The sequence below is a fragment of the Sphingobium salicis subsp. salicis genome, assembly GCF_049472635.1.
GTDB classification, from domain to species: Bacteria; Pseudomonadota; Alphaproteobacteria; order Sphingomonadales; family Sphingomonadaceae; genus Sphingobium; species Sphingobium yanoikuyae_A.
In genome coordinates this window covers 1,182,501-1,201,959 of the sequence record NZ_JAYRCS010000001.1, presented here as the reverse complement: position 1 = coordinate 1,201,959, position 19,459 = coordinate 1,182,501, and the positions used below count along the sequence as shown (strand labels likewise).

General features: G+C 58.4%; 15 protein-coding genes, 1 tRNA gene and 2 rRNA genes. 7 read left to right on the top strand and 11 right to left on the bottom strand.

Going from position 1 to position 19,459, the window contains the following annotated elements:
* Positions 1–77: 77 nt before the first annotated feature.
* Both VHN57_RS05870 and VHN57_RS05865 read left to right on the top strand, forming a co-directional pair.
* Complete coding sequence (locus VHN57_RS05870) at positions 78–491, top strand: hypothetical protein (protein ID WP_423283101.1); 414 nt, start codon at positions 78–80, stop codon at positions 489–491.
* 41 nt (positions 492–532) lie between these two features.
* Positions 533–766, top strand: a complete 234-nt coding sequence (locus VHN57_RS05865; protein WP_423283099.1) for a hypothetical protein — start codon at positions 533–535, stop codon at positions 764–766.
* Positions 767–965: 199 nt separating this feature from the next.
* Here VHN57_RS05865 and VHN57_RS05860 read toward each other — a convergent pair whose 3' ends face one another.
* Complete coding sequence (locus VHN57_RS05860) at positions 966–1,490, bottom strand: AAA family ATPase (protein ID WP_423283097.1); 525 nt, start codon at positions 1,488–1,490, stop codon at positions 966–968.
* A 127-nt stretch (positions 1,491–1,617) separates the two neighbouring features.
* Here VHN57_RS05860 and VHN57_RS05855 point away from each other — a divergent pair, with 127 nt between their 5' ends.
* Positions 1,618–2,061 (top strand): acetyltransferase, encoded by a 444-nt coding sequence (locus VHN57_RS05855; protein WP_423283095.1) that lies wholly within the window; start codon positions 1,618–1,620, stop codon positions 2,059–2,061.
* A gap of 269 nt (positions 2,062–2,330) precedes the next feature.
* Here the strand turns inward: VHN57_RS05855 and VHN57_RS05850 are convergent, their stop codons facing one another.
* The 3 genes from VHN57_RS05850 to VHN57_RS05840 all read right to left on the bottom strand — a co-directional run bounded on the left by VHN57_RS05850 (position 2,331) and on the right by VHN57_RS05840 (position 6,520).
* Positions 2,331–4,790: a TonB-dependent siderophore receptor gene (locus VHN57_RS05850; RefSeq protein WP_423283093.1), complete on the bottom strand. Its 2,460-nt coding sequence runs from the start codon at positions 4,788–4,790 to the stop codon at positions 2,331–2,333.
* Positions 4,791–4,928: 138 nt separating this feature from the next.
* On the bottom strand, positions 4,929–5,936 hold the full coding sequence (locus VHN57_RS05845; protein ID WP_423283091.1) for a FecR family protein: 1,008 nt from the start codon (positions 5,934–5,936) through the stop codon (positions 4,929–4,931).
* Positions 5,937–6,007: 71 nt separating this feature from the next.
* Positions 6,008–6,520 carry an RNA polymerase sigma factor gene (locus tag VHN57_RS05840; protein ID WP_423283089.1) on the bottom strand — a complete coding sequence of 171 codons (513 nt, stop codon included), beginning with the start codon at positions 6,518–6,520 and terminating at the stop codon, positions 6,008–6,010.
* 163 nt (positions 6,521–6,683) lie between these two features.
* Between VHN57_RS05840 and VHN57_RS05835 the strand changes: the two genes are divergently transcribed.
* Together VHN57_RS05835 and VHN57_RS05830 are read left to right on the top strand one after the other, a co-directional pair.
* Positions 6,684–7,664, top strand: a complete 981-nt coding sequence (locus VHN57_RS05835; RefSeq protein WP_423283087.1) for a FecR family protein — start codon at positions 6,684–6,686, stop codon at positions 7,662–7,664.
* A gap of 9 nt (positions 7,665–7,673) precedes the next feature.
* Positions 7,674–10,295: a TonB-dependent siderophore receptor gene (locus tag VHN57_RS05830; RefSeq protein ID WP_423283085.1), complete on the top strand. Its 2,622-nt coding sequence runs from the start codon at positions 7,674–7,676 to the stop codon at positions 10,293–10,295.
* Between the two features lie 340 nt (positions 10,296–10,635).
* On the opposite strand, the gene VHN57_RS05825 is transcribed toward VHN57_RS05830, so the two are convergent.
* Together VHN57_RS05825 and VHN57_RS05820 are read right to left on the bottom strand one after the other, a co-directional pair.
* Positions 10,636–11,505, bottom strand: a complete 870-nt coding sequence (locus tag VHN57_RS05825; RefSeq protein WP_423283083.1) for an oxidoreductase — start codon at positions 11,503–11,505, stop codon at positions 10,636–10,638.
* Positions 11,506–11,543: 38 nt separating this feature from the next.
* Positions 11,544–12,161: a LysE family translocator gene (locus tag VHN57_RS05820; RefSeq protein ID WP_278987492.1), complete on the bottom strand. Its 618-nt coding sequence runs from the start codon at positions 12,159–12,161 to the stop codon at positions 11,544–11,546.
* A gap of 135 nt (positions 12,162–12,296) precedes the next feature.
* Here VHN57_RS05820 and VHN57_RS05815 point away from each other — a divergent pair, with 135 nt between their 5' ends.
* Positions 12,297–12,779: an Lrp/AsnC family transcriptional regulator gene (locus VHN57_RS05815; protein WP_278987490.1), complete on the top strand. Its 483-nt coding sequence runs from the start codon at positions 12,297–12,299 to the stop codon at positions 12,777–12,779.
* Between the two features lie 813 nt (positions 12,780–13,592).
* Here the strand turns inward: VHN57_RS05815 and VHN57_RS05810 are convergent.
* The gene (locus tag VHN57_RS05810) at positions 13,593–13,724 is read right to left on the bottom strand and encodes a hypothetical protein (RefSeq protein WP_278987488.1); all 132 of its coding nucleotides are present in this window, start codon (positions 13,722–13,724) and stop codon (positions 13,593–13,595) included.
* Positions 13,725–14,093: 369 nt separating this feature from the next.
* Here VHN57_RS05810 and VHN57_RS05805 point away from each other — a divergent pair, with 369 nt between their 5' ends.
* The gene (locus VHN57_RS05805; protein ID WP_278987487.1) at positions 14,094–14,555 is read left to right on the top strand and encodes a Ros/MucR family transcriptional regulator; all 462 of its coding nucleotides are present in this window, start codon (positions 14,094–14,096) and stop codon (positions 14,553–14,555) included.
* Between the two features lie 49 nt (positions 14,556–14,604).
* On the opposite strand, the gene VHN57_RS05800 is transcribed toward VHN57_RS05805, so the two are convergent.
* From VHN57_RS05800 to VHN57_RS05785, 4 genes are all read right to left on the bottom strand, one after another.
* Positions 14,605–15,807 (bottom strand): tyrosine-type recombinase/integrase, encoded by a 1,203-nt coding sequence (locus tag VHN57_RS05800; RefSeq protein WP_423283079.1) that lies wholly within the window; start codon positions 15,805–15,807, stop codon positions 14,605–14,607.
* Between the two features lie 185 nt (positions 15,808–15,992).
* A tRNA-Met gene (locus VHN57_RS05795) sits at positions 15,993–16,069 on the bottom strand.
* A 110-nt stretch (positions 16,070–16,179) separates the two neighbouring features.
* Positions 16,180–16,294 (bottom strand): 5S ribosomal RNA (gene rrf, locus VHN57_RS05790).
* Positions 16,295–16,470: 176 nt separating this feature from the next.
* Positions 16,471–19,262: ribosomal RNA gene (locus VHN57_RS05785) — 23S ribosomal RNA — on the bottom strand.
* Positions 19,263–19,459: the final 197 nt, after the last annotated feature.

The window sequence follows — 19,459 nt, the reverse complement described above, 5'->3', positions numbered from 1 at the left end:
GAATCGCGGCTGCTATTCCCGCCCGGACGGACCAACCTGACTATTTTGCGGCTGCAATTTGTGAACCACCCTATAGCATGAGCCAGGCAACCCGGTTGTACAAGGCAGCGGAAACGCTCGGGAAGGCGGACACTTCGACGCTTGGCGCAGCTGTCTACACCCTGCCGTCCAAGATCGAACGGGACGGCTTCACCGCCAGTGCTGTCATATTCTCCGGCAGCTCTGTAGGTATATTACTTGATGACGAAGTGGCGCAGAAAGCGGCACAGCATTTCGGCCTGCGATCCGAGGGCAGCCATTTATTCGGTGCCTCGAGCCTTGGTTTCGCCCGCGTGTTACCCGACGAACAACAGTCAATGAAAGAGCTCGGACTGATTTCGGTCGTGGCGCGGCAAGGGCCAGCGCTTGCCGGTAAAACACTCCTGGCTTGCGAATTTGTCTCGCATGCCGATCGCGAGGCTCTCGAGCAATATGACGCCAGACAGCGCTGAAGCAGATTTCCGCTGCAAAATTCATTTCAAGAAGAGAAAAAATGAAAATCACCCTGAAGGACATTGTTCTCCTCCTCGCCATTGCGGCGATTCTCGCTCCTGCATGCCTCGCAATCTATCAGTATTTCCAGTTCGGCAAGGTTACCTTGGATCTGAGCCTGATGAGCCCCGACGCAATTGCACGCACCATCACACGAAGCATGCTGGCGGCAGTGCTCATGTTTGCAGCATTGAAATTATGGTGTTGGTTGAACGCCAGGCGTCAGCCCAATTGATGGATGCCTTTGGCTGAGACGCGTAAGCCAGCTAGCGGGACCTGAACCGCAACCTACTGCGCCATGGCGCCCGATACCGCACAAGGCCGCGGTTACACCTACGAGCACTCCCCCTCTTTGATCGGCAGCGAATGAAAGCTCGGACAACTTGAATGGAGCGCTCAGCTGCAGCAAAAACGGCTTGCCTCGCGACATTCGGCTAAGCGATCGACGCGCAGACAAAAGCGGCTCGATCGGCAACGGAGGCCATTGGCAATGGTACAAGATCGTAACCCAGATCGGTATAGGCCTCGACCATCGCGCTATGCGTCGCCTCCGCTTCGGCAGCCGTTTGCCTCCGTTCGCTGTCCTGTCGGAAGATCTTCGGCCAGAATGGCGCGATGAAGACCTTCCGGGCGTAGCGCCTTTGTTGCGCCGCGCGCTGCAGCGTTAGGGGGACGGGCAAATCACAGAGTTTGAGATAGCCGATGACATCAGGGATACCGCGATCGAAGATGACGGGGCCGGGCAAGTCAACCGCTTCACGATAGGAGCGCAATTCCCATGCAAGCATCATCTGTGCGAACCCCTCCCGGTCCGCCCAGGGGAGTGCCGTACCGCCGATATCCACCTGATCCTGAATAATGGCCCGCCCTGCTTCCGGCATATGGTGCAGCCCCTGGGCGGCGAGGGCTTCGATCAGACTTGTCTTGCCGGAACCGGGGCCGCCGGTGATGATGTGCATCTGACTTTGCATACGTTCGTTCCGTTCTCGGCGCTTTTATGATGGCTGCGATGGCGCTACGCCAATGGTCGTGTAGTGACTTCGTCACCGCTGGCGAATACGCCATGCCTTCGCTAACCATCATACCATGCTGACGATCAGGAAATCACATGTGGGCGATGGACATCGCGTTATGCAGATTTGGCGTGACGCGGTTGATGCGACGCATGACTTCCTTGATCCTGCGGATCGTGATGCCATTGAGCAGGAACTATCCCAATTTCTACCCGCTGCACCGCTGTGGCTCGCCATTGATGAGACAGGCGAAACGACGGGCTTCATGCTCTTGGATGGCTCCCACATGGAAGCCCTGTTCGTTGACCCCGCCTATAGGGGACAAGGTGTCGGACGCCAACTGGTCAGACATGCCTGCTCCTTGCATTCGACCATATCAACGGACGTAAATGAACAAAATGTGCAAGCGGAGCAATTCTATCGTCGCCTTGGATTTGTCGCTGTCGGACGATCGGAATTGGACGGCCAGGGGCGCCCCTATCCACTGATCCACCTTCATCGACCACCAAGCGTTTAGCACGACACTCAGGACGCGGTAGCGGCAGGTTTCAGGGTCCAACTCTTGACATCACAACGACTGATATGGGGCGCATCGCTGCCCGACAGCTTGATACACGGCGCAAGACGGGAAGTACCGGCATGGCGAAATAGTGGGGCCATTTCTTGTATCATATAAGTCTGCTCGAAATATCCTATCAAGATCTCGAATTACGTCATAGCCACGCGATTACCAAACCACAGACTAAGGTGCCAGACACCCCCTGTTTTGACCGGCACCTCTTTACGTCAATATTTAGCGCGAAGCGTGAGTCGGAAGCTGCGAGGCTCGCCCCAATAGTTGTAATAGCCCTCGCAACCCAGAAGATCGATATATTTGAGGTCGAAAAGGTTATCGACGTCGAGGGCGGCATCGAAATGATCGTTGAAACGATAACCAAGCTTGGCCGAGGCGATCACATAGCCCGCCTGCCGGTAAAGCCGCGGGCCGGTGACCGTGTGGATCTCGCTCTGTCCGATGAGGCCAGTACCGAACGTCCATTTGGCAAGAGCGCCGCCCAGAATCGACTCGCTCGGCTCATACTGGGCCCACAGCTTGAAAAGATGCTTCGGATTCTTGAAGGGTTCGACCGTCTGGCCGACATTGGCAGGATTGCTGTCCTGCAGAAACTTCGTGTGATTGTAGGTGTAGCTCGCGGAAATATTGAGTCCAGGCACCGGCGTACCGGAAATCTCACCTTCGATACCCCTGCTTTGGATCTTGCCGGCGGCCTTCGAGCAAAGAAGGTTGAAGTTTTCAGGGCAGACATGGGTTGGATCATCGTCAGTGATGGCGCGATTCCTGTCACGCAGTTGATAGACGGCCAGCGACAGGTTCAGCCTGTCGTCAAGGATACCTCCTTTGACGCCCAGTTCGAACTGTTCGCCCGTGCGTGGATCGAGCATGTTCCCTTGATAGTCCTTCACGCTTTGCGGCACGAAGATGCTGGCATAGCTGCCATAGAGCGACCATTGCCGGATCACCTGCGCGATCAGGCCGGCATAGGGAGTAAATTTGCCGTTGGCGGCCTGCGGCTGCTTCACCCATTGCGATGATCCAATCTGGCGGATCTTGTAGGAATAGTCGGTCCAACGCCCGCCAAGCACTAGCGTCAGCGGTTCAAGCAACTTGAAACTGCCCGAGGCGTAAAAGCCGCTTTGCGTAGTTATCTCGAAACGCTTCCCAGGGTTGGAGCCGTCCAGCACGCTTCCCCAATTGTGACGATCCAACAGGGGAGCGTCTTCGAAGAAGCTCAGGTCATATGCGCGATAATTGCGATAATTCTTCGACCAGTTGTAGCCGACGGTGACATTGTGCGATCGGCCAAACAGTTCGAAAGGCCCGGAGATATTCGCGTCCCAGCCAGAGAAAGTGTTGATATCGCGGGCATAGAGCCCGTTTGCATCCGCCAGTCCGGTGGTCAGGTCGACCGCATTGTCACCCCAGACCGAGCGCTGCACGAAATCAACCTTGCGGCGCGTATAGGTGATTTTCGATTTCCAATCGCTGCCGAAATCATGGCGGTAATCGGCTATATACTCCTGCGTTTCGACAGGCGACGGCGCGCTGCTGCCGACAAATGCCTTGCGCCCCGGCAGCGTCCCGTCGGAATAGCGCGGCAATCCCCAATTACGATTATTGACGTTTTCCATGCCCAGCGCGGAAACCGCGATCGTGTCGCGCTGCGTGAGATCATATTCGAGAATACCGTAGACGAGCTTGCGCCGCTCATGCGCGACATCATAGTAGAAATCCCGGTCTTGCAGGACGCCCACCACGCGTCCGCGCAGCGCGCCATCGCCGGTGAGCGGGCCGCTGACATCCACTTCTGCACGCAAGTCTTTCCATGAGCCGCCCGCCAGATTGGCGCCGACCGCGAAGCGGTCCAGCGGTCTCTTGCGCACATAGTTCACCGAGCCGCCCGGTTCTCCCGATCCGGTGAGCAAACCGGACGGGCCGCGTACCAGTTCGATCCTGTCATAAATTGCCGGATCCATGCTGAAGCCGGTCGCGAGCATGGGCACGCCGTCAAGCTGTTCGCCTGCCTTGAAACCCCGCACGTTGATGTTTCTGGTGTCAGGAAAGCCGTCGAGACGCACGCCTGCCATATGGCGCAGGGCGTCCTCGGTGCGAGCAAAACCCTGATCGTCCATCTGCTCGCGCGTCATCACCGATACGGACTGCGGGATGTCCCGCAGCGACTTCGCGCCTTTGAACATCGTCACGGTCTGGGCGGCGTAAGTGCCGGTGCCCTCGGTCGCGGCCGGATCGCTGCTATAGGCGAAGCTGCTATTTCCTGCGTCGTTCGCTCCCTCGACCCGCACCGGCCCAAGCTGGATCGCTCCATCTGCCGCCTGCGGGGCCCGTTCAAGCCGAACGGCATTCCTACCAGCATAGCGAAATGTGAGCCCGGAACCGGCAAGAAGCTGGCTGAGCGCCTGACCGGCGGCCATTCGGCCGGAAACGGCGCTGGAATTGCGGCCCTCGATCAACGGGGCTTCGGCTGTCACCTGCATGCCGGACTGGCGGCCAAAGGCCATCAACGCATCGCCAAGTGATTGCGCGGGAATGTCGAACTGACGTTCTGCCGTCTGCGCTTGTGCGTGGACCGGCAGCATCGCAGCGCCGACCAATGCGCTAGAGAGCATCATCGCCCTCAGCAGCAACCCGACGCGTGCGCCACCGCCCGAAATGAAAGTCCCCCGCATGTCGTAAAGCCTCCTTCTCAAAATCCGTGGAAGCGATTTGCAATCGTGTCGCAATAGCGCCTCTCTAGTCGGACGCTGAGAGGGGGTGCTTTGTCCGAAAAAAATGGCCGTTCAGAGCTGAGCGGAATTACCCGACCTTCAACTGGCAACGATCAGGAGCCAGGGCGTCACCTCAATGACCCGGCCGCCATAAGGATCGACCAGAAGCCGAAGGGCATTCGCCGGATTGGACGCGTCATAGATGCCCGTGACTTTCCGTTCCCCCAGGCCCTCGTCCATCAGCAGGATGCGCCCTCGATGCCATGGCCGAATTTCGTCGATGACCTCGGCAATCGGACGGTTCCGGATAAATGCCTTGCCGGTCTTCCACGCGCCGGCGAGATCGGGTGCCTGACGACCATCTTGCATGGCCCCGCTATCATTGACCTGGACCCAGTCACCCGCGATCAATTCCGTCTGCCCCACCGTCGAGCGAACCCGGACCCGGCCATGCTCGACACCAACGCGGATCTGTTCACCCAGCATGCGGACATCGAAAGCAGTGCCAAGGACGGTCGTGCGCACATCCTGCGCCTCGACCTCGAAGGGATGCGCCGGATCGCGGCGCACTTCGAAGAAAGCCTGACCGGAAGTCAGTTCGACATTGCGCTTCCCGCCCGCGAAATCGAGACGGATCGCGCTCTCGGGTCCGAGAACAACCTTGCTGCCGTCAGGCAGGCGGACCGCCTCGATCTGGCCAGTTCCGGTCCGATGATCGCTGGTAGCCCGAAGCCAGAGCGAGGGTACAAAGATTGCAAGGCAGGCCGCCAAAGCCGCAGCCGCCACGACGCGACGAGCGCGGCCTGCCGGGCGTGCGACGGGAGGGCTGCGACGGCTGGCAGGACGCCAGCGATGGCTACGGGACGGCGGAATCTGTTCCCTGATCTTTGCGCGCAGTTCCGACGGGGTGCTCTCGATCGCGGCTACCGTATTGCCCATAGCAGCCCAGGCTTCTGCATTGTCCGCACCGGCGTTAAGCCAGATCGCAAACTCTGCCCGCAAGGCAAGGTCGTCCGGCGCCTCACGCAGCAGGATGTGCCAGTTCGCCGCCTCGTCGAGCGCTGCGATCTTGTGCTGAGAGATATCATCCATGCGGCCAGCACTCACATCCGGTGGGGCAGTTCCCACTCTCTCCATAGGGAAGACGAATCATAGCTGCCATCGTTCGGGAAAACATCTCAGCGCCCCCTGTCACGGCGAAGGGCGCAGATTTTCAATCCATCCTGAATCAGGCAATGGACGGTTGTACGCGATACACCCAGCAGGTCGGCGACTTCCCTGATCGTGAGGCCATCGAAGCTGTACGCGATGATAGCGCGCTTCTGCCGTTCGGGCATTTCCGCTATCGCCGCCAGCACCAGTTCCATCTCCTGACGGCCGGAAAGAACGGCATCCTGCAACGGGGCTGCATCGGCGTGACTGTGCGAAACATGATCGACCGCATCCCCGCCATCGGTCTTGCGCCGTTTTCTGCCGCGGGCCAGATCGACCGCCAGATTGCGCACCACCCGCTTGAGGTAGGCTAGAGGTTCGCGAACTGCGGACGGCTCGACATGCAGGTCCATCTTGAGCCAGGCGTCATGGACGATGTCCTCGGCGGCGCCATCGTCCCCTGAGAACCGACGGGCATAGTCGACCAGTTCCTGCCGGTGGCGGTTGTAGAACTGTGACGTCGAACGATCGCCGGCCAACGGACTGCACCTCCTGCGCATTGATACGCCGAAGATCGTCGCGGCAACCTCAGATGCGAGTTATTCTCAAGAGGCCGATAGTGCCAGTCCAACGAATTGGCAATGGCAGCTATCGGGAACGTTGCGCAGCTACCGCAATGACGGCTGCAGCAGGAGCCCCATCATGGATGAAGGCGCGGAGAGATCAACGTCAGCCAAGGACGAGGCCGCGCGCTGGGCTACCATTGAGGCAGAAGGGTTACTCGACGACGCGGCCGAGGCAGAACGGGGCGCCTGGCTGGCGATCGACGAGCGCCATACGGTGCTGCTCGAAGAGATGCGGGACATATGGAAGCATATGGCAGTTGTCCCCGACACGGTGACCTTGCGCGCTTCCTTGCCACGGCCTGCGTCGCGGATAAGGCGACACCGCGAGAAACCTGTCCGGACAAAATCTTGGATCGGGGCTGCGATGGCGGCGAGCCTTGCTGCAATCTTTATCGGTGGCGTATTTGACTGGCCGACACGCCTTCGCGCTGACGCAATGACGGAGACGGGCGAGCGGCGCAGCATCCGTCTTTCCGATGGCTCACTGGTCCAGTTGAACACTGCGAGTGCGGTCACGATCGACATGCGCCCGACAGGTCGTCGTATCCGGTTGCTGAAAGGCGAGGCGCTGTTCACGGTTGCGTCTGATCGTTCCCGTCCTTTCACTGTCGAGGCCGCAGCCGGCGAAACGACAGCGCTCGGCACGCAATTCCTGGTTCGGCGGTCAGGCACCGATACCGACGTTGCGGTGATAGAGCACAGCGTGAGGCTCGTAAGCGATGGCGCCAAAGCGGCCAATCTCATTCTGCGGGAAGGTCAATCCACCCGCTATGGCGCCGATGGCCGTATCGACGCGCCGCATTCCATCTCCCCTGAAGACGCTGCAGCATGGACGGATGGCGTGCTGGTGTTCAAGGATACGCCGCTATCGCAGGTCGTTGCGGACATTGGCCGCTATCACCCAGGATACATGACCGTTGTCGGCGATGCGTCATCTCTGCATGTCAGTGGCGTATTTCGCATCGACGATCCGTTCGCTGCGATATCCCAACTGCAGAAATCGCTCGGCCTTCGATCCGTTCAGTTGTCTCGTCGGCTGATCATCATTTTTGCCTGACGATTTTTTTTGAGAATCGACCTCTCGTTTACCCGCGTGCGAGCGTCTGAATTGCAAGGCGTTCTCATTAGCAGATACGCCTCCATCCCGAATGTCGAATGGGGGAAGTCAAAAGTGTTGAATTCAAGAGGCCTCGACCGAGGCAAGGTTTCCATGCGGTCGATCTGCGTGGCGCTGGTCACCGCGAGCATCGTCGGAGGCGCGGCGATGTTGTCGCCCCCCGCTAGGGCGCAGGAAAGCCGAAGCTTCGATGTGCCTGCAGGTCCACTGACCGACGCGCTCAATCGCTTTGCTCGTCAGGCCGGTGTCGAATTGGCTTACCCAGCCAGGCTGACGCAGGGGCTGAACAGCACCACGGTACGCGGCAGTCATGACGTCACAGAGGCGCTGTCGCTGCTGCTCACCGGCACCAACATCACGTATAGGCAGACAGGGCCCAAGGCGTTCACGCTCGATCGCGCGCCGCAGGCGGATGATGCCATCGTCCTTGGCTCCGTCCGTGTCGAAGCCTCAGCAATTTCCGACGGTATCAAGCGGAGCGTCAGTCGCGATCCTGCAGCCACAGAAGGCACCGGCTCCTACACCAGCTTCCTGACCAGCGTTGCATCGAAAGACACCCAGACTTTTCGCGAAGTGCCCCAATCGGTTTCGGTCGTCACGCGCCAGCAGATGGAGGATCAGAGCCTCCTCAACATCAACGATGCGCTGGCACGCCTGCCTGGCATCACCTATGACGGCACCAGTTATTACTCGCGCGGCTTCGCTGTCACCAGCATGCAGATCGATGGCGGCGCGCCGCTTGCCGTCGGCGACTATGTTTATCAGGATCTGCAACAGGATCTCGCGTTCTACGACCGGGTGGAGGTCATGCGCGGGGCGTCGGGCCTTCTGGGCGGGGTCGGCGATCCGGGCGGCATCATCAATCTGGTGCGCAAGAAGCCATTGGAGAAATCCCAGTTCTCCCTCAACCTGATGGCGGGCCGCTGGGACACCTATCGCGCCGATGTGGACATCACCGGGCCGCTGACTTCCGATGGCCATGTGCGCGGCCGCGCCATCGCGGTCTATCAGACCAATGACAGTTTCATCGACTATCGCAGCAGCCGCAAGCCCTCCGCCTACGCGATCATCGAGGCCGATCTTGGTCCCAATACGCTGGTGACCGTTGGCGGCAGCTATGCCGAGGTCAATAATGACGGCGCGCTGCCGTCCTTGCCACGCTACAGTGACGGAAGCGACCTGAAGCTGCCGCGCCACACCAACCTGTCCAACCCATGGGCCTATGATAATACGAGGGCATGGGAGTTTTTTGGTCAGGTCGAGCATCATCTGGCGAACGGCTGGACGTTCAAGATCAATGCGATGCATTCCGACAAGGAACTGGACCGCATCTTCAACTATACCAGCGGCGCTGTTAACCCCGATACACTCGTCGGACCGCGTTATGGCGCTGGCCGCGTCCAGACGACCAACAAGCAGAATGTCTTCGACGTCAATCTGGGCGGCGCGTTTGAGCTATTTGGACGCACCCACGAATTCCTGGTTGGTGCGGATTATCAGAAGGTCGAGGGAACGTGGCTGAACGCCAATCTTTCCACCAATTGGACCGTCTATGTCGACGTGTTCAACCCACAGGCCTGGAATCCGAGCATGACGGCTGCGGACTACAACTACCGGGCCTATTATAACCCCTGGGGACAGGAGCAAATCGGCGGTTATGGCGTGCTGCGCCTGCATCCCACCGATAGCCTACACGTCATAGCGGGGACGCGGGTAAGCCGGTACAAATTCTCTCAGCATATCGAGACCAAGCGCGAGCCGGCGGACTGGACGCTGTTCCAGAGCGTCAGCTTCAAGGAAAGCTCCAAGGCTACCCCCTATGGCGGCATCATCTACGATTTTGCCGACGAATGGTCAGCATTCGCGAGCTACTCGTCCATTTACAAGCCCCAGCCGCTCGTGATGGCTGGACCGGCGCCCGGCACATCGCTGCCTCCGGTTCGTGGCAAGAGCTACGAAGCCGGGGTGAAGGGGCAGATACTGGACGGCAAGGTCAACGCGACACTGAGCTTCTTCCATGTCGAACGCACCGGTACGGCAGTCGCCGATCCGCGCTACGAGGCTACCAGCAGCGCCTATGACGGGAGCTGCTGCTATGTCGCGCAAGGCAAGGTCACAAGCCGCGGTTTTGACGCGGAACTGGCGGGCGAGGTTTTGCCAGGCCTCCAGATGGTTGCAGGATACACGTTCAACAAGACGAAGGATGAGAGCACCGAGAAGGTGTTCAGCGCCATCACGCCCAAGCACACTTTCAAGCTGTCGACTGCCTGGACTCTACCGGGTGCATTCAGGCGCTGGAAGATCGGTGGAGAGGCTCTGGTGAAGAGCCCCCACTATAATTCGGGTGTCGCAGTATCGAACGGCGTGACGGTGCCGTACAACTTCACGCAGAAGGGCTATGCGCTGATCAACGGCCTGATCCAATATGCCATCAGCGAACAGATGTCTGCGACGGTGAATGTCCAGAATATCTTCGACAAAACCTATTATCAGGCGCTGGGGTCGACCAGCTCGAACAATGTCTATGGACAGCCGCGCAATGTCATGGTGACGCTGCGCACTAAGATCTGACATGCCTTTCGGGATCGTCCTCAGTTGGGCGGTCCCGAAATTTCATGGCGACGCATGCAGGCCAGACCGCAGTCTGTTTGTCCTAGGCCAGTAATAATAGCAGCCGGTCCGCTCCTGGGGAACGAAAACTGACCCTTGAATGGCTGCAAAGGGTCGAGGGCGGAAGCCCCAGCTACGCGCCCAAGTCGGCCATTCTTGAGCGACAGGCAAACGCTTGAAACCTGCCGTGCCGGAAAACACCTGATTGTCGGGCAACCCCGACGCCTTCCTGAAAACGAGCGGATTTCCGGAAATGCGGTGGTCTTATCAAAATCTGGCGGTCAATGATGCTTGAGCAGCGCTATCCTGTGGCGATGCCGTCGAGCAAGGCAACCGCTTCAGCCGGAAGCACGAACCCCGCCACGGCCAGGTTTTGCTTCAAGTGCGCGATGGACGACGTGCCGGGGATCAGCAGGATGTTCGGTGAATGCTGGAGCAGCCACGCAAGCGCCACCTGCATCGGGGTCGCGCCGAGACCCGCCGCGATCTCGTCCAGCACCGCCGTCTGCTGATCGGAAAAGCCGCTAAGCGGATAGAAGGGCACATAGGCGATGCCGTCCGCGGCAAGCTCGGCGATGAGCGCCTCGTCTCCGCGATGGGCAAGGTTGAACTTGTTCTGCACGCAGGCGATTTCGATCAGCCGGCGTGCCTCGCGCACCTGCGCCGGTGTCGCGTTGCTGATGCCGATGTTTCGGATCAATCCTTCCTGGCGAAGCGCGTCCAGCACCGCCAGCGGCTCCGCGACCGATCCTTCGGCAGGCAAGCTCTCGTCGAGCATCAACCGGAAATTGACCAGTTCTAGGGTTTCGAGCCCGAGCCGACGCAGATTGTGATGAACCGCGCCGCGCAGTTCGTCGGCGCTCGCCGCCGGGTTCCATGATCCATCGACGCCGCGCTTCGCTCCGACTTTCGTCACCAGCATCAAATCGGCGGGATAGGGGTGCAGCGCCTCGCGGATCAGCTCGTTGGTGATGTGTGGGCCGTAATAGTCGCTGGTGTCGATGTGATCGACGCCGCTCGCGATCGCCGCGCGAAGGCCCCCGAGCGCGGCGCTGCGGTCGCGCGGCGGGCCGAAAGCGTTGGGGCCGGCGAGTTGCATCGCGCCGTAACCGATCCGCCGGACGGTACGGTCGCCGAGCCGATAGGTTCCGGCTGTGTCGAGTGCGGACATGAAAGTCTCCTGAAAGCGTTAGATGGAAAAGAAAGTAGTCAGCGCGGAGTCGCCGCCAGCTTGAACGCCAGCCCGACGAAGACTGCGGCTGCGACGCGATTGAGCAGGATCTGACTGCGGTCCGAACGGCGCAGCCATCCGCTGAGCCAGCCCGCGGCGGCCGATATGGCGAAGAAGGCGCAGAGCGAGCACAGGATGAAGAGCGCGCCGAGCATGAGCAACTGCGTGCTGAGGCTGCCCCGCGCGGGCGACGCGAACTGAGGCAGGAAGGCAAGAAAGAACACTGCGATCTTGGGGTTCATCAGATTCATGATGATGCCGCGGCGATAGGCCCTCCCCGTTGACTCGGCTACGGGAGCCCTGGTCGCGGGCCGGGCATTCACTGCCTGCCAGGCGAGGTACAGGAGATAGGTCGCGCCAAATACCTTCAACGCATTGAACGCGACCGGCGACGTATAGACCACAGCACCAATGCCGAACGCCGTCGCGGCCGAATAGACCGCGAGGCCGGTACTTAAACCCAACGTCAGGACGATGCCCGTCCGCGCGCCGTGCATTGCCGATTGCGTAAGGACGAACAGGTTGTCCGGCCCCGGCACAAACGCCAGCAGTAGAGCGGTCGCGCAGAACGCGGCTAACACATCGATCGGTATCATCGTGGTCACACCATTCACTTGGTTCGAACACCGTATACGTCATCAGTTGTGCGGTTTCTGCGCAATACGAACGGAGATTCCGTATATTCGCGCATCAGGATAGCGTTCCTGCAGATAAGGGTGCTAGGATCACGCATGAACAATCCCGCTCCGCTATCACTCGATCGAATCGACTTTCGCCTGTTGGCAGCGATCCAGCAGAACGCTGACCTGACCAATGTGGAGTTGGGCGAGCGAGCACATCTTTCGCCGAGCCAGTGCGCCCGCCGACTCGATCGGTTGCGGCGCGAAGGCTATATAGAACGAACGGTGACACTGCTCGATCCGGCACGCTTCGGACTGACCATCCTCGTCCACACTGCCATCAGCCTGCGAACACACGATCCCGAGCGAACCGCCGCTTTCGTGGCGTTCGTCAAGACAGCGCCCGAAGTGCTTGAATGCTACGCGCAGACCGGCGACGCAGATTTCATGATGAAAATCATCGTCAGCGATTTACGCGACCTCAACGCCTTCTTCGACCGGTTGCTGCTCGTGGCCGGCGGCGTTGCGGCGATGCGGTCGGGCGTGGTGATGCGGACGATCAAGCAGACCACCGCCATTCCGCTGCCGGGTTAAGAACTCCTGCTTTGGTCCACTCCTTATGGGTGAACCAAGGTGCGACTTAACGGACAAACGTCAATCGTCCATTCGCGAATGATATTGCGGGTACGCCAGACCAGGCTGACTTTAGCACGAAGATGATCAGCAACGTCCGTCGCAGGCGACCGAAAATCAAATGTTTTCCGACATGGCCAAACGGCAGCGAGTTGCCACCTTGCGCTCCAAACGCGACACGCCGCAATCGGCCAGGCCTTGGGCATCCAGAATGAGAACGCAGAACGACCGCAGCTGAGAACGAAAAATCGACGGCTGAAGGGCAAGAATGGGTCGTTTTTCCAGATTGCACAAATCTCGATCACTCGGGGATGACCGCGCCGGCGCCTCCGGTTAGTTCAGCGAGTCCGGAGGTTACCGCATCAAGCCCACGAGCGCAGCGAACAGCGCGCCGCACAGGATGCCCAGGGCCAAGACACCATCCACCTCAAACGACGATGTTGTGAGGGCTGTGGGGTCACTGCCTGGGCGGCGCAAAGCTTGTTTTTCCAATGGCGGGTTTAGGATGAACAACCATTCTCGTCGATAGTTGCTCGGCTCAGTGGCGGCTTTGAGGTGATCACCCTTGATGATGATCTCGTTTCGACAAGCGACCTGGCCTGATTGATATGATGGTCGCGTGGATATGGTCGGGCATGATCAAGGCGGTGGAACGAAGAGACCCCGCCAATTCTGGCGGGGTCAGGGAGCGATCGATCGTGAAGACGAACGTTGGGTCGCTCGGCTCGAGTAGCAGCTCGATCGTCCGACACCATAACCCCGACGGGGCATTTCTCATCTTGGGACGATGTCACGCGCTTTCATCTCCTCGATGACCTCGCGTTCATAATCGGAGAGATTTTCGGGGTCGGCATCGTTCCAGATAGCGATCAGGCTGGCATCATCGACGTCGCAGACATCCGGCATAGCATCTCTCCTGGCGAAGCGATGCCATCATCGATCGCCTCCTTCGCATCACGCAATCGTTGACGCTCTTCAGGAGTTCCGGGCCGAGGAAATCGGGAAACATTTTGTCATTATCGGAGAATTGATCATCCGCCCCGCGACGCACGTTTATGCACTAAACTACGCCCTGGCGACCTAATCTAGCACCGAACCAGGCGAAGGGTCGACCTCGACACGAGGGGAACCGATGCAATGACGACGCTATGGCTTAAATATTCCCTAAATCCGATAATCGAACATGAGCAATAGTTCATTGAACGCGCACTGGTAATCCGATCACCCTTCTGGCATTCATCAAAAATAACTGCTCGCCAGGAAGAAGGGATAAAAATGTCCGCTGAAGAAACGCTCATCACGCTCACCGCCGATATTGTCGCTGCCCATGTCAGCAACAACAGTGTTGGGATCAATGATCTTCCTTCCCTGATCGCCAATGTGCATGGCGCTCTCGCCAGCCTGAGCGAACCTGCGGTTGCTGAAGAAGTGAAGCCCGAGCCTGTGGTTTCGGTGCGCGCGTCGATCAAGCCGGACTATATTGTCTGCCTGGAAGACGGGAAGAAGCTCAAGATGCTCAAGCGTCACCTGATGACCCATTATCAGATGACCCCGGCGGACTATCGCGCCAAGTGGGGCTTGCCTGCGGATTATCCGATGGTCGCCCCAAACTATGCTGCGCAGCGCAAGGAACTGGCCCACAAGATCGGCCTCGGCCGCAAGCCGCGCGCGGAAGCCGCGGGCGCTACCAAGCCGACCCGCACCCCACGCAAGACGAAGGTCGCCGAACCGGCTTGAGGACAGCTATGCGGGGACCGGCAGAGCCGATCCCCGCATCCTCCTGCGATCACGCGACCAGCGCCTCTTGCGGCACCACGATCATGCCCAGAACATGGTCAGCCCACGCCTGCAGCATCCGCCGACGCGGCGTCAGGTAGAGGGCGCTGTTGTAGGCCCCACGCACATCATCACGATCGGCATGGGCCAGCGCCATTTCGATCCAGTCAGGCCGGTAGCATTCCGCCTCATTGGCCCAGGTCGAGGCAAGACCCCGGAACCCATGCACCGTCTGACGCCCGCGATAACCCATGCGGTAGCAACCATAGATCATCGTATTCTGCGATATGGGTAGCGCGGTCTTGTCGCCGGCAAAGACATAAGGGCCGCGGCTGTAAACCCTGACGCTGTCGAGCAAGGCGACGGCCTGCCGCGACAGCGGCACAATATGCTCACGCCCCATCTTCATCCGCTCGGCCGGCACCCGCCAGATGGGATCAGGGCCATCCAGCCCCTCAAACTCCTCCCATGTCGCATGGCGGGTTTCATTGGTCCGCGCCCAGGTCAGCAGCGTGAACAACAGGGCATCGCGCGTGACCGCACGCCGTCGGGGATTCTCATCGCCATCATAGGCGTCGATCGCCCGAACAAGGGCCGGCAACTCCCCTGCCCCAACCTGGGCCATATGCCGGACCCGAGGCTTGGGCCGCAGCAGGGTAGCAAGCCCTGCTGCGGGATCATGGGTGGCCCAGCCCTGCGGAATGGCAAAGAGATAGACCTGGCTTACGTGCTGGCGCAGCCGGCGGCTGACATCGAGCGCGCCGCGCGCCTCGACCGCCCGCAACATCGTCAGCACATCGCCTGCAGTGATGTCCTTGAGATCGCGCTGCCCGAGCGACGGGAACACATCGCGCTCCAGACGCGACAATATGCGTGCCGCATGCCCCGGCTCCAGCCCGCTCGCCCGGTTACCATGCCAGGCCCGTGCAGCCGCCTCAAAGCTCGTCACAGGAGATGCAGCCTTGGGGCCGGAATCATCGCCCCGTGCAAGAGCAAGTTTGGCCTCAGCGCGGCGCAGCCGCGCCTCAGCAAGCGTAACCTCCGGGTAGCGACCGAAGGAGAGCAGCTTCTCCTTGCCGTCGAACCGATATTTCATCCGCCAAAGGCGCGAGCCCGTTGGCCGGACAAGTAGATAGAGACCACCGCCATCGCCGAGCTTGTAATCCTTCGATCGCCGGCTGGCGTAGCGAACCTCGAGTTCCTTGAGCGGCATAGGGGGTATCTCCTGCTGGGCACAGGCATTACCCTCCAAAACACCCCCAAAAGCAAATCGACGTCCTGGCATCAGGCGCGATCCGATGGGCGGCGCTGCATCCCCAAGAAACCACGCAAATCCGCCAAAAAAGACATAAAAAAACCGCCGCGGAATGATCCGAGACGGTTTGGTCTTTTAGTATGTGGTTGCGGGAGTAGGATTTGAACCTACGACCTTCAGGTTATGAGCCTGACGAGCTACCGGGCTGCTCCATCCCGCGACACTGGGCTTTTGTGTGGCCCTGACATGCAAAAAGGGCGGCTTTGCGGGCCGCCCTGTTTTGTAACATTGTGATGGGTTTTTGATCCGTTGCTATGCGCGTGCTTCAATGCCTGGCGACGCCCTACTCTTCCAGTGCTTGAGCAATAGTACCATCGGCGCAGACTGGTTTCACGGCCGAGTTCGGGATGGGATCGGGTGGGTCACAGACGCTATGGTCACCAAGCAATGAAGCAGGCGCATAACTGCGGGTTTTTAATCGATACCGTGCACTATTCACTTTCACTTGGGAAAGTGAACAACAAGAACTTTGTGTGTTTGATGTTCGTATATCTGGGCTGGCTTAACACCACGCCATCAGCGTTTTTGCTGTTTCCAGCATTGTCGTTGATGGTGGGACTCTTAAGCGCGAACAGAGCAATTAGGACTGGTTAGCTCCATGCGTTACCGCACTTCCACATCCAGCCTATCAACGTCGTGGTCTACGACGGCTCGATGAAATCTTATCTTGAGGGAGGCTTCCCGCTTAGATGCTTTCAGCGGTTATCCCGTCCATACATAGCTACCCTGCTGCGCCACTGGCGTGACGACAGGTACACCAGAGGTATGTTCAACCCGGTCCTCTCGTACTAGGGTCAACTCCTCTCAAATTTCGACGCCCACGGCAGATAGGGACCAAACTGTCTCGCGACGTTCTGAACCCAGCTCACGTACCACTTTAATTGGCGAACAGCCAAACCCTTGGGACCTGCTCCAGCCCCAGGATGTGATGAGCCGACATCGAGGTGCCAAACGATTCCGTCGATATGAGCTCTTGGGAATCATCAGCCTGTTATCCCCGGCGTACCTTTTATCCGTTGAGCGATGGCCCTTCCACGAGGGACCACCGGATCACTATGACCGACTTTCGTCTCTGCTCGACTTGTCAGTCTCGCAGTCAGGCGGGCTTATGCCATTGCACTCTAACAGACGGTTTCCAACCGTCCTGAGCCCACCATCGCGCGCCTCCGTTACTCTTTAGGAGGCGACCGCCCCAGTCAAACTACCCGCCACAGAGGGTCCCTGCACCGGATAACGGTGCGAGGTTAGACATCAGAAAACAACAGGGTGGTATTTCACCTATGGCTCCACATCAACTGGCGTCAATGCTTCAAAGCCTCCCACCTATGCTACACAGTTCTTTCCTAATGCCACTCTGAAGCTGCAGTAAAGGTGCACGGGGTCTTTCCGTCTAACCGCGGGTACTCCGCATCTTCACGGAGAATTCAATTTCGCTGAGCATATCCTGGAGACAGTGGGGAAGTCGTTACGCCATTCGTGCAGGTCGGAACTTACCCGACAAGGAATTTCGCTACCTTAGGACCGTTATAGTTACGGCCGCCGTTTACCTGGGCTTCAATTCAGAGCTTGCACTCCTCCTCTTAACCTTCAGGCACCGGGCAGGCGTCAGGCCCTATACGTCGTCTTGAAGCCGACTTAGCAGAGCCCTGTGTTTTTGCTAAACAGTCGCTACCCCCTGGCCTGTGCCCCCCATCAAAAGTTGCCTTAAGATGGGGCCTCCTTCTTCCGAAGGTACGGAGGCAATTTGCCGAGTTCCTTCAGGATACTTCTCTCAAACGCCTTGGTATACTCTACCATTCCACCTGTGTCGGTTTAGGGTACGGTCTATACGGTGGGGCTATTTCCTGGGACCCCTTCACTGCCCGGAGCAATCCAATAAGCCCGAACAATTTACGGCATCCGTCACACACCACCAGGCCCACGAATATTAACGTGGTTCCCATCGACTACCCCCTTCGGGCTCGTCTTAGGGGCCGGCTTACCCTGCTCAGATTAGCTTTAAGCAGGAACCCTTGGAATTTCGGCGAGAGGGCATCTCACCCTCTTAATCGCTACTCATGTCTGCATTCGCACTTCCGATACCTCCACGGTCGGTTACCCTTCCGCTTCAACGGCCTACGGAACGCTCCGCTACCGCTCAGTCAAAGACTGAACCCTAAGCTTCGGTGCATCACTTTAGCCCCGTTACATCTTCGCCGCAGGATCTCTTATTTAGACCAGTGAGCTGTTACGCTTTCTTTAAAGGATGGCTGCTTCTAAGCCAACCTCCTGGTTGTTTTGGAAATCCCACATGCTTTCCCACTTAGTGATGACTTGGGGACCTTAGCTGTAGGTTAGGGCTGTTTCCCTTTTGACGACGGACCTTAGCACCCGCCGTCTGTCTGCCGAACTAGACTCGTTGGTATTCGGAGTTTGGTTAGAATTGGTAGATCTCGCGACCCCCGCATCCATCCAGTGCTCTACCCCCAACGGCAAATATTCGACGCTCTACCTCAATAGATTTCGCGGAGAACCAGCTATTTCCCGGCTTGATTGGCCTTTCACCCCTAAGCACAACTCATCCGACAATTTTTCAACATTGAACGGTTCGGTCCTCCAGTGCGTGTTACCGCACCTTCAACCTGGTCATGCATAGATCGCCGGGTTTCGGGTCTAATGCATCAAACTATGGCGCCCTATTCAGACTCGCTTTCGCTGCGCCTACACCTAACGGCTTAAGCTTGCTTGATACACTAAGTCACAGACCCATTATGCAAGAGGTACGCGGTCAGGTCTCAAGGACCCTCCCACTGCTTGTAGGCATCCGGTTTCAGGTACTGTTTCACTCCCCTCATCGGGGTGCTTTTCACCTTTCCCTCACGGTACTGGTTCACTATCGGTCATGTACGAGTATTTAGGCTTGGAGGGTGGTCCCCCCATGTTCAGACAGAGTTTCACGTGCTCCGCCCTACTCAAGTCCTGATGTTTCATTTTCGCATACGGGGCTGTCACCCGCTATGGCCGAACTTTCCAGATCGTTCTGCTAATTAAACATCAGGCACTGGCCTGGTCCGCGTTCGCTCGCCACTACTAACGGAATCTCGGTTGATGTCTTTTCCTCCGGGTACTGAGATGTTTCAGTTCTCCGGGTTCGCTTCACCAAAGCCTATTTTATTCAGCTTAGTGATACCTCTCCCATTTAACTACGCGCCTGGAAAACCAAGAACGGAATTAAATGGTGAAGGTGGGTTGTCCCATTCGGAAATCGCGGGATCAAAGCCTGCTCACGGCTCCCCCACGCTTATCGCAGCGTGCCACGTCCTTCATCGCCTGTACATGCCAAGGCATTCACCAGATGCCCTTACCTCACGCTTGAGAGTCCACACCACCAACGACAATACTGGGTAGCATTTGCCATTAGCTGTATCGGTGTGGTTATTAAACTCAGCCAGATAATCTTGTGTGTACAACATTTGATCGACTTTCCGCTGCTTGCCTTGCGGCAAACACCAAAAAACCAATCCCATGTCGCCACGGCATCGATTAAAAAACCCATTCACAATGTCAAAGA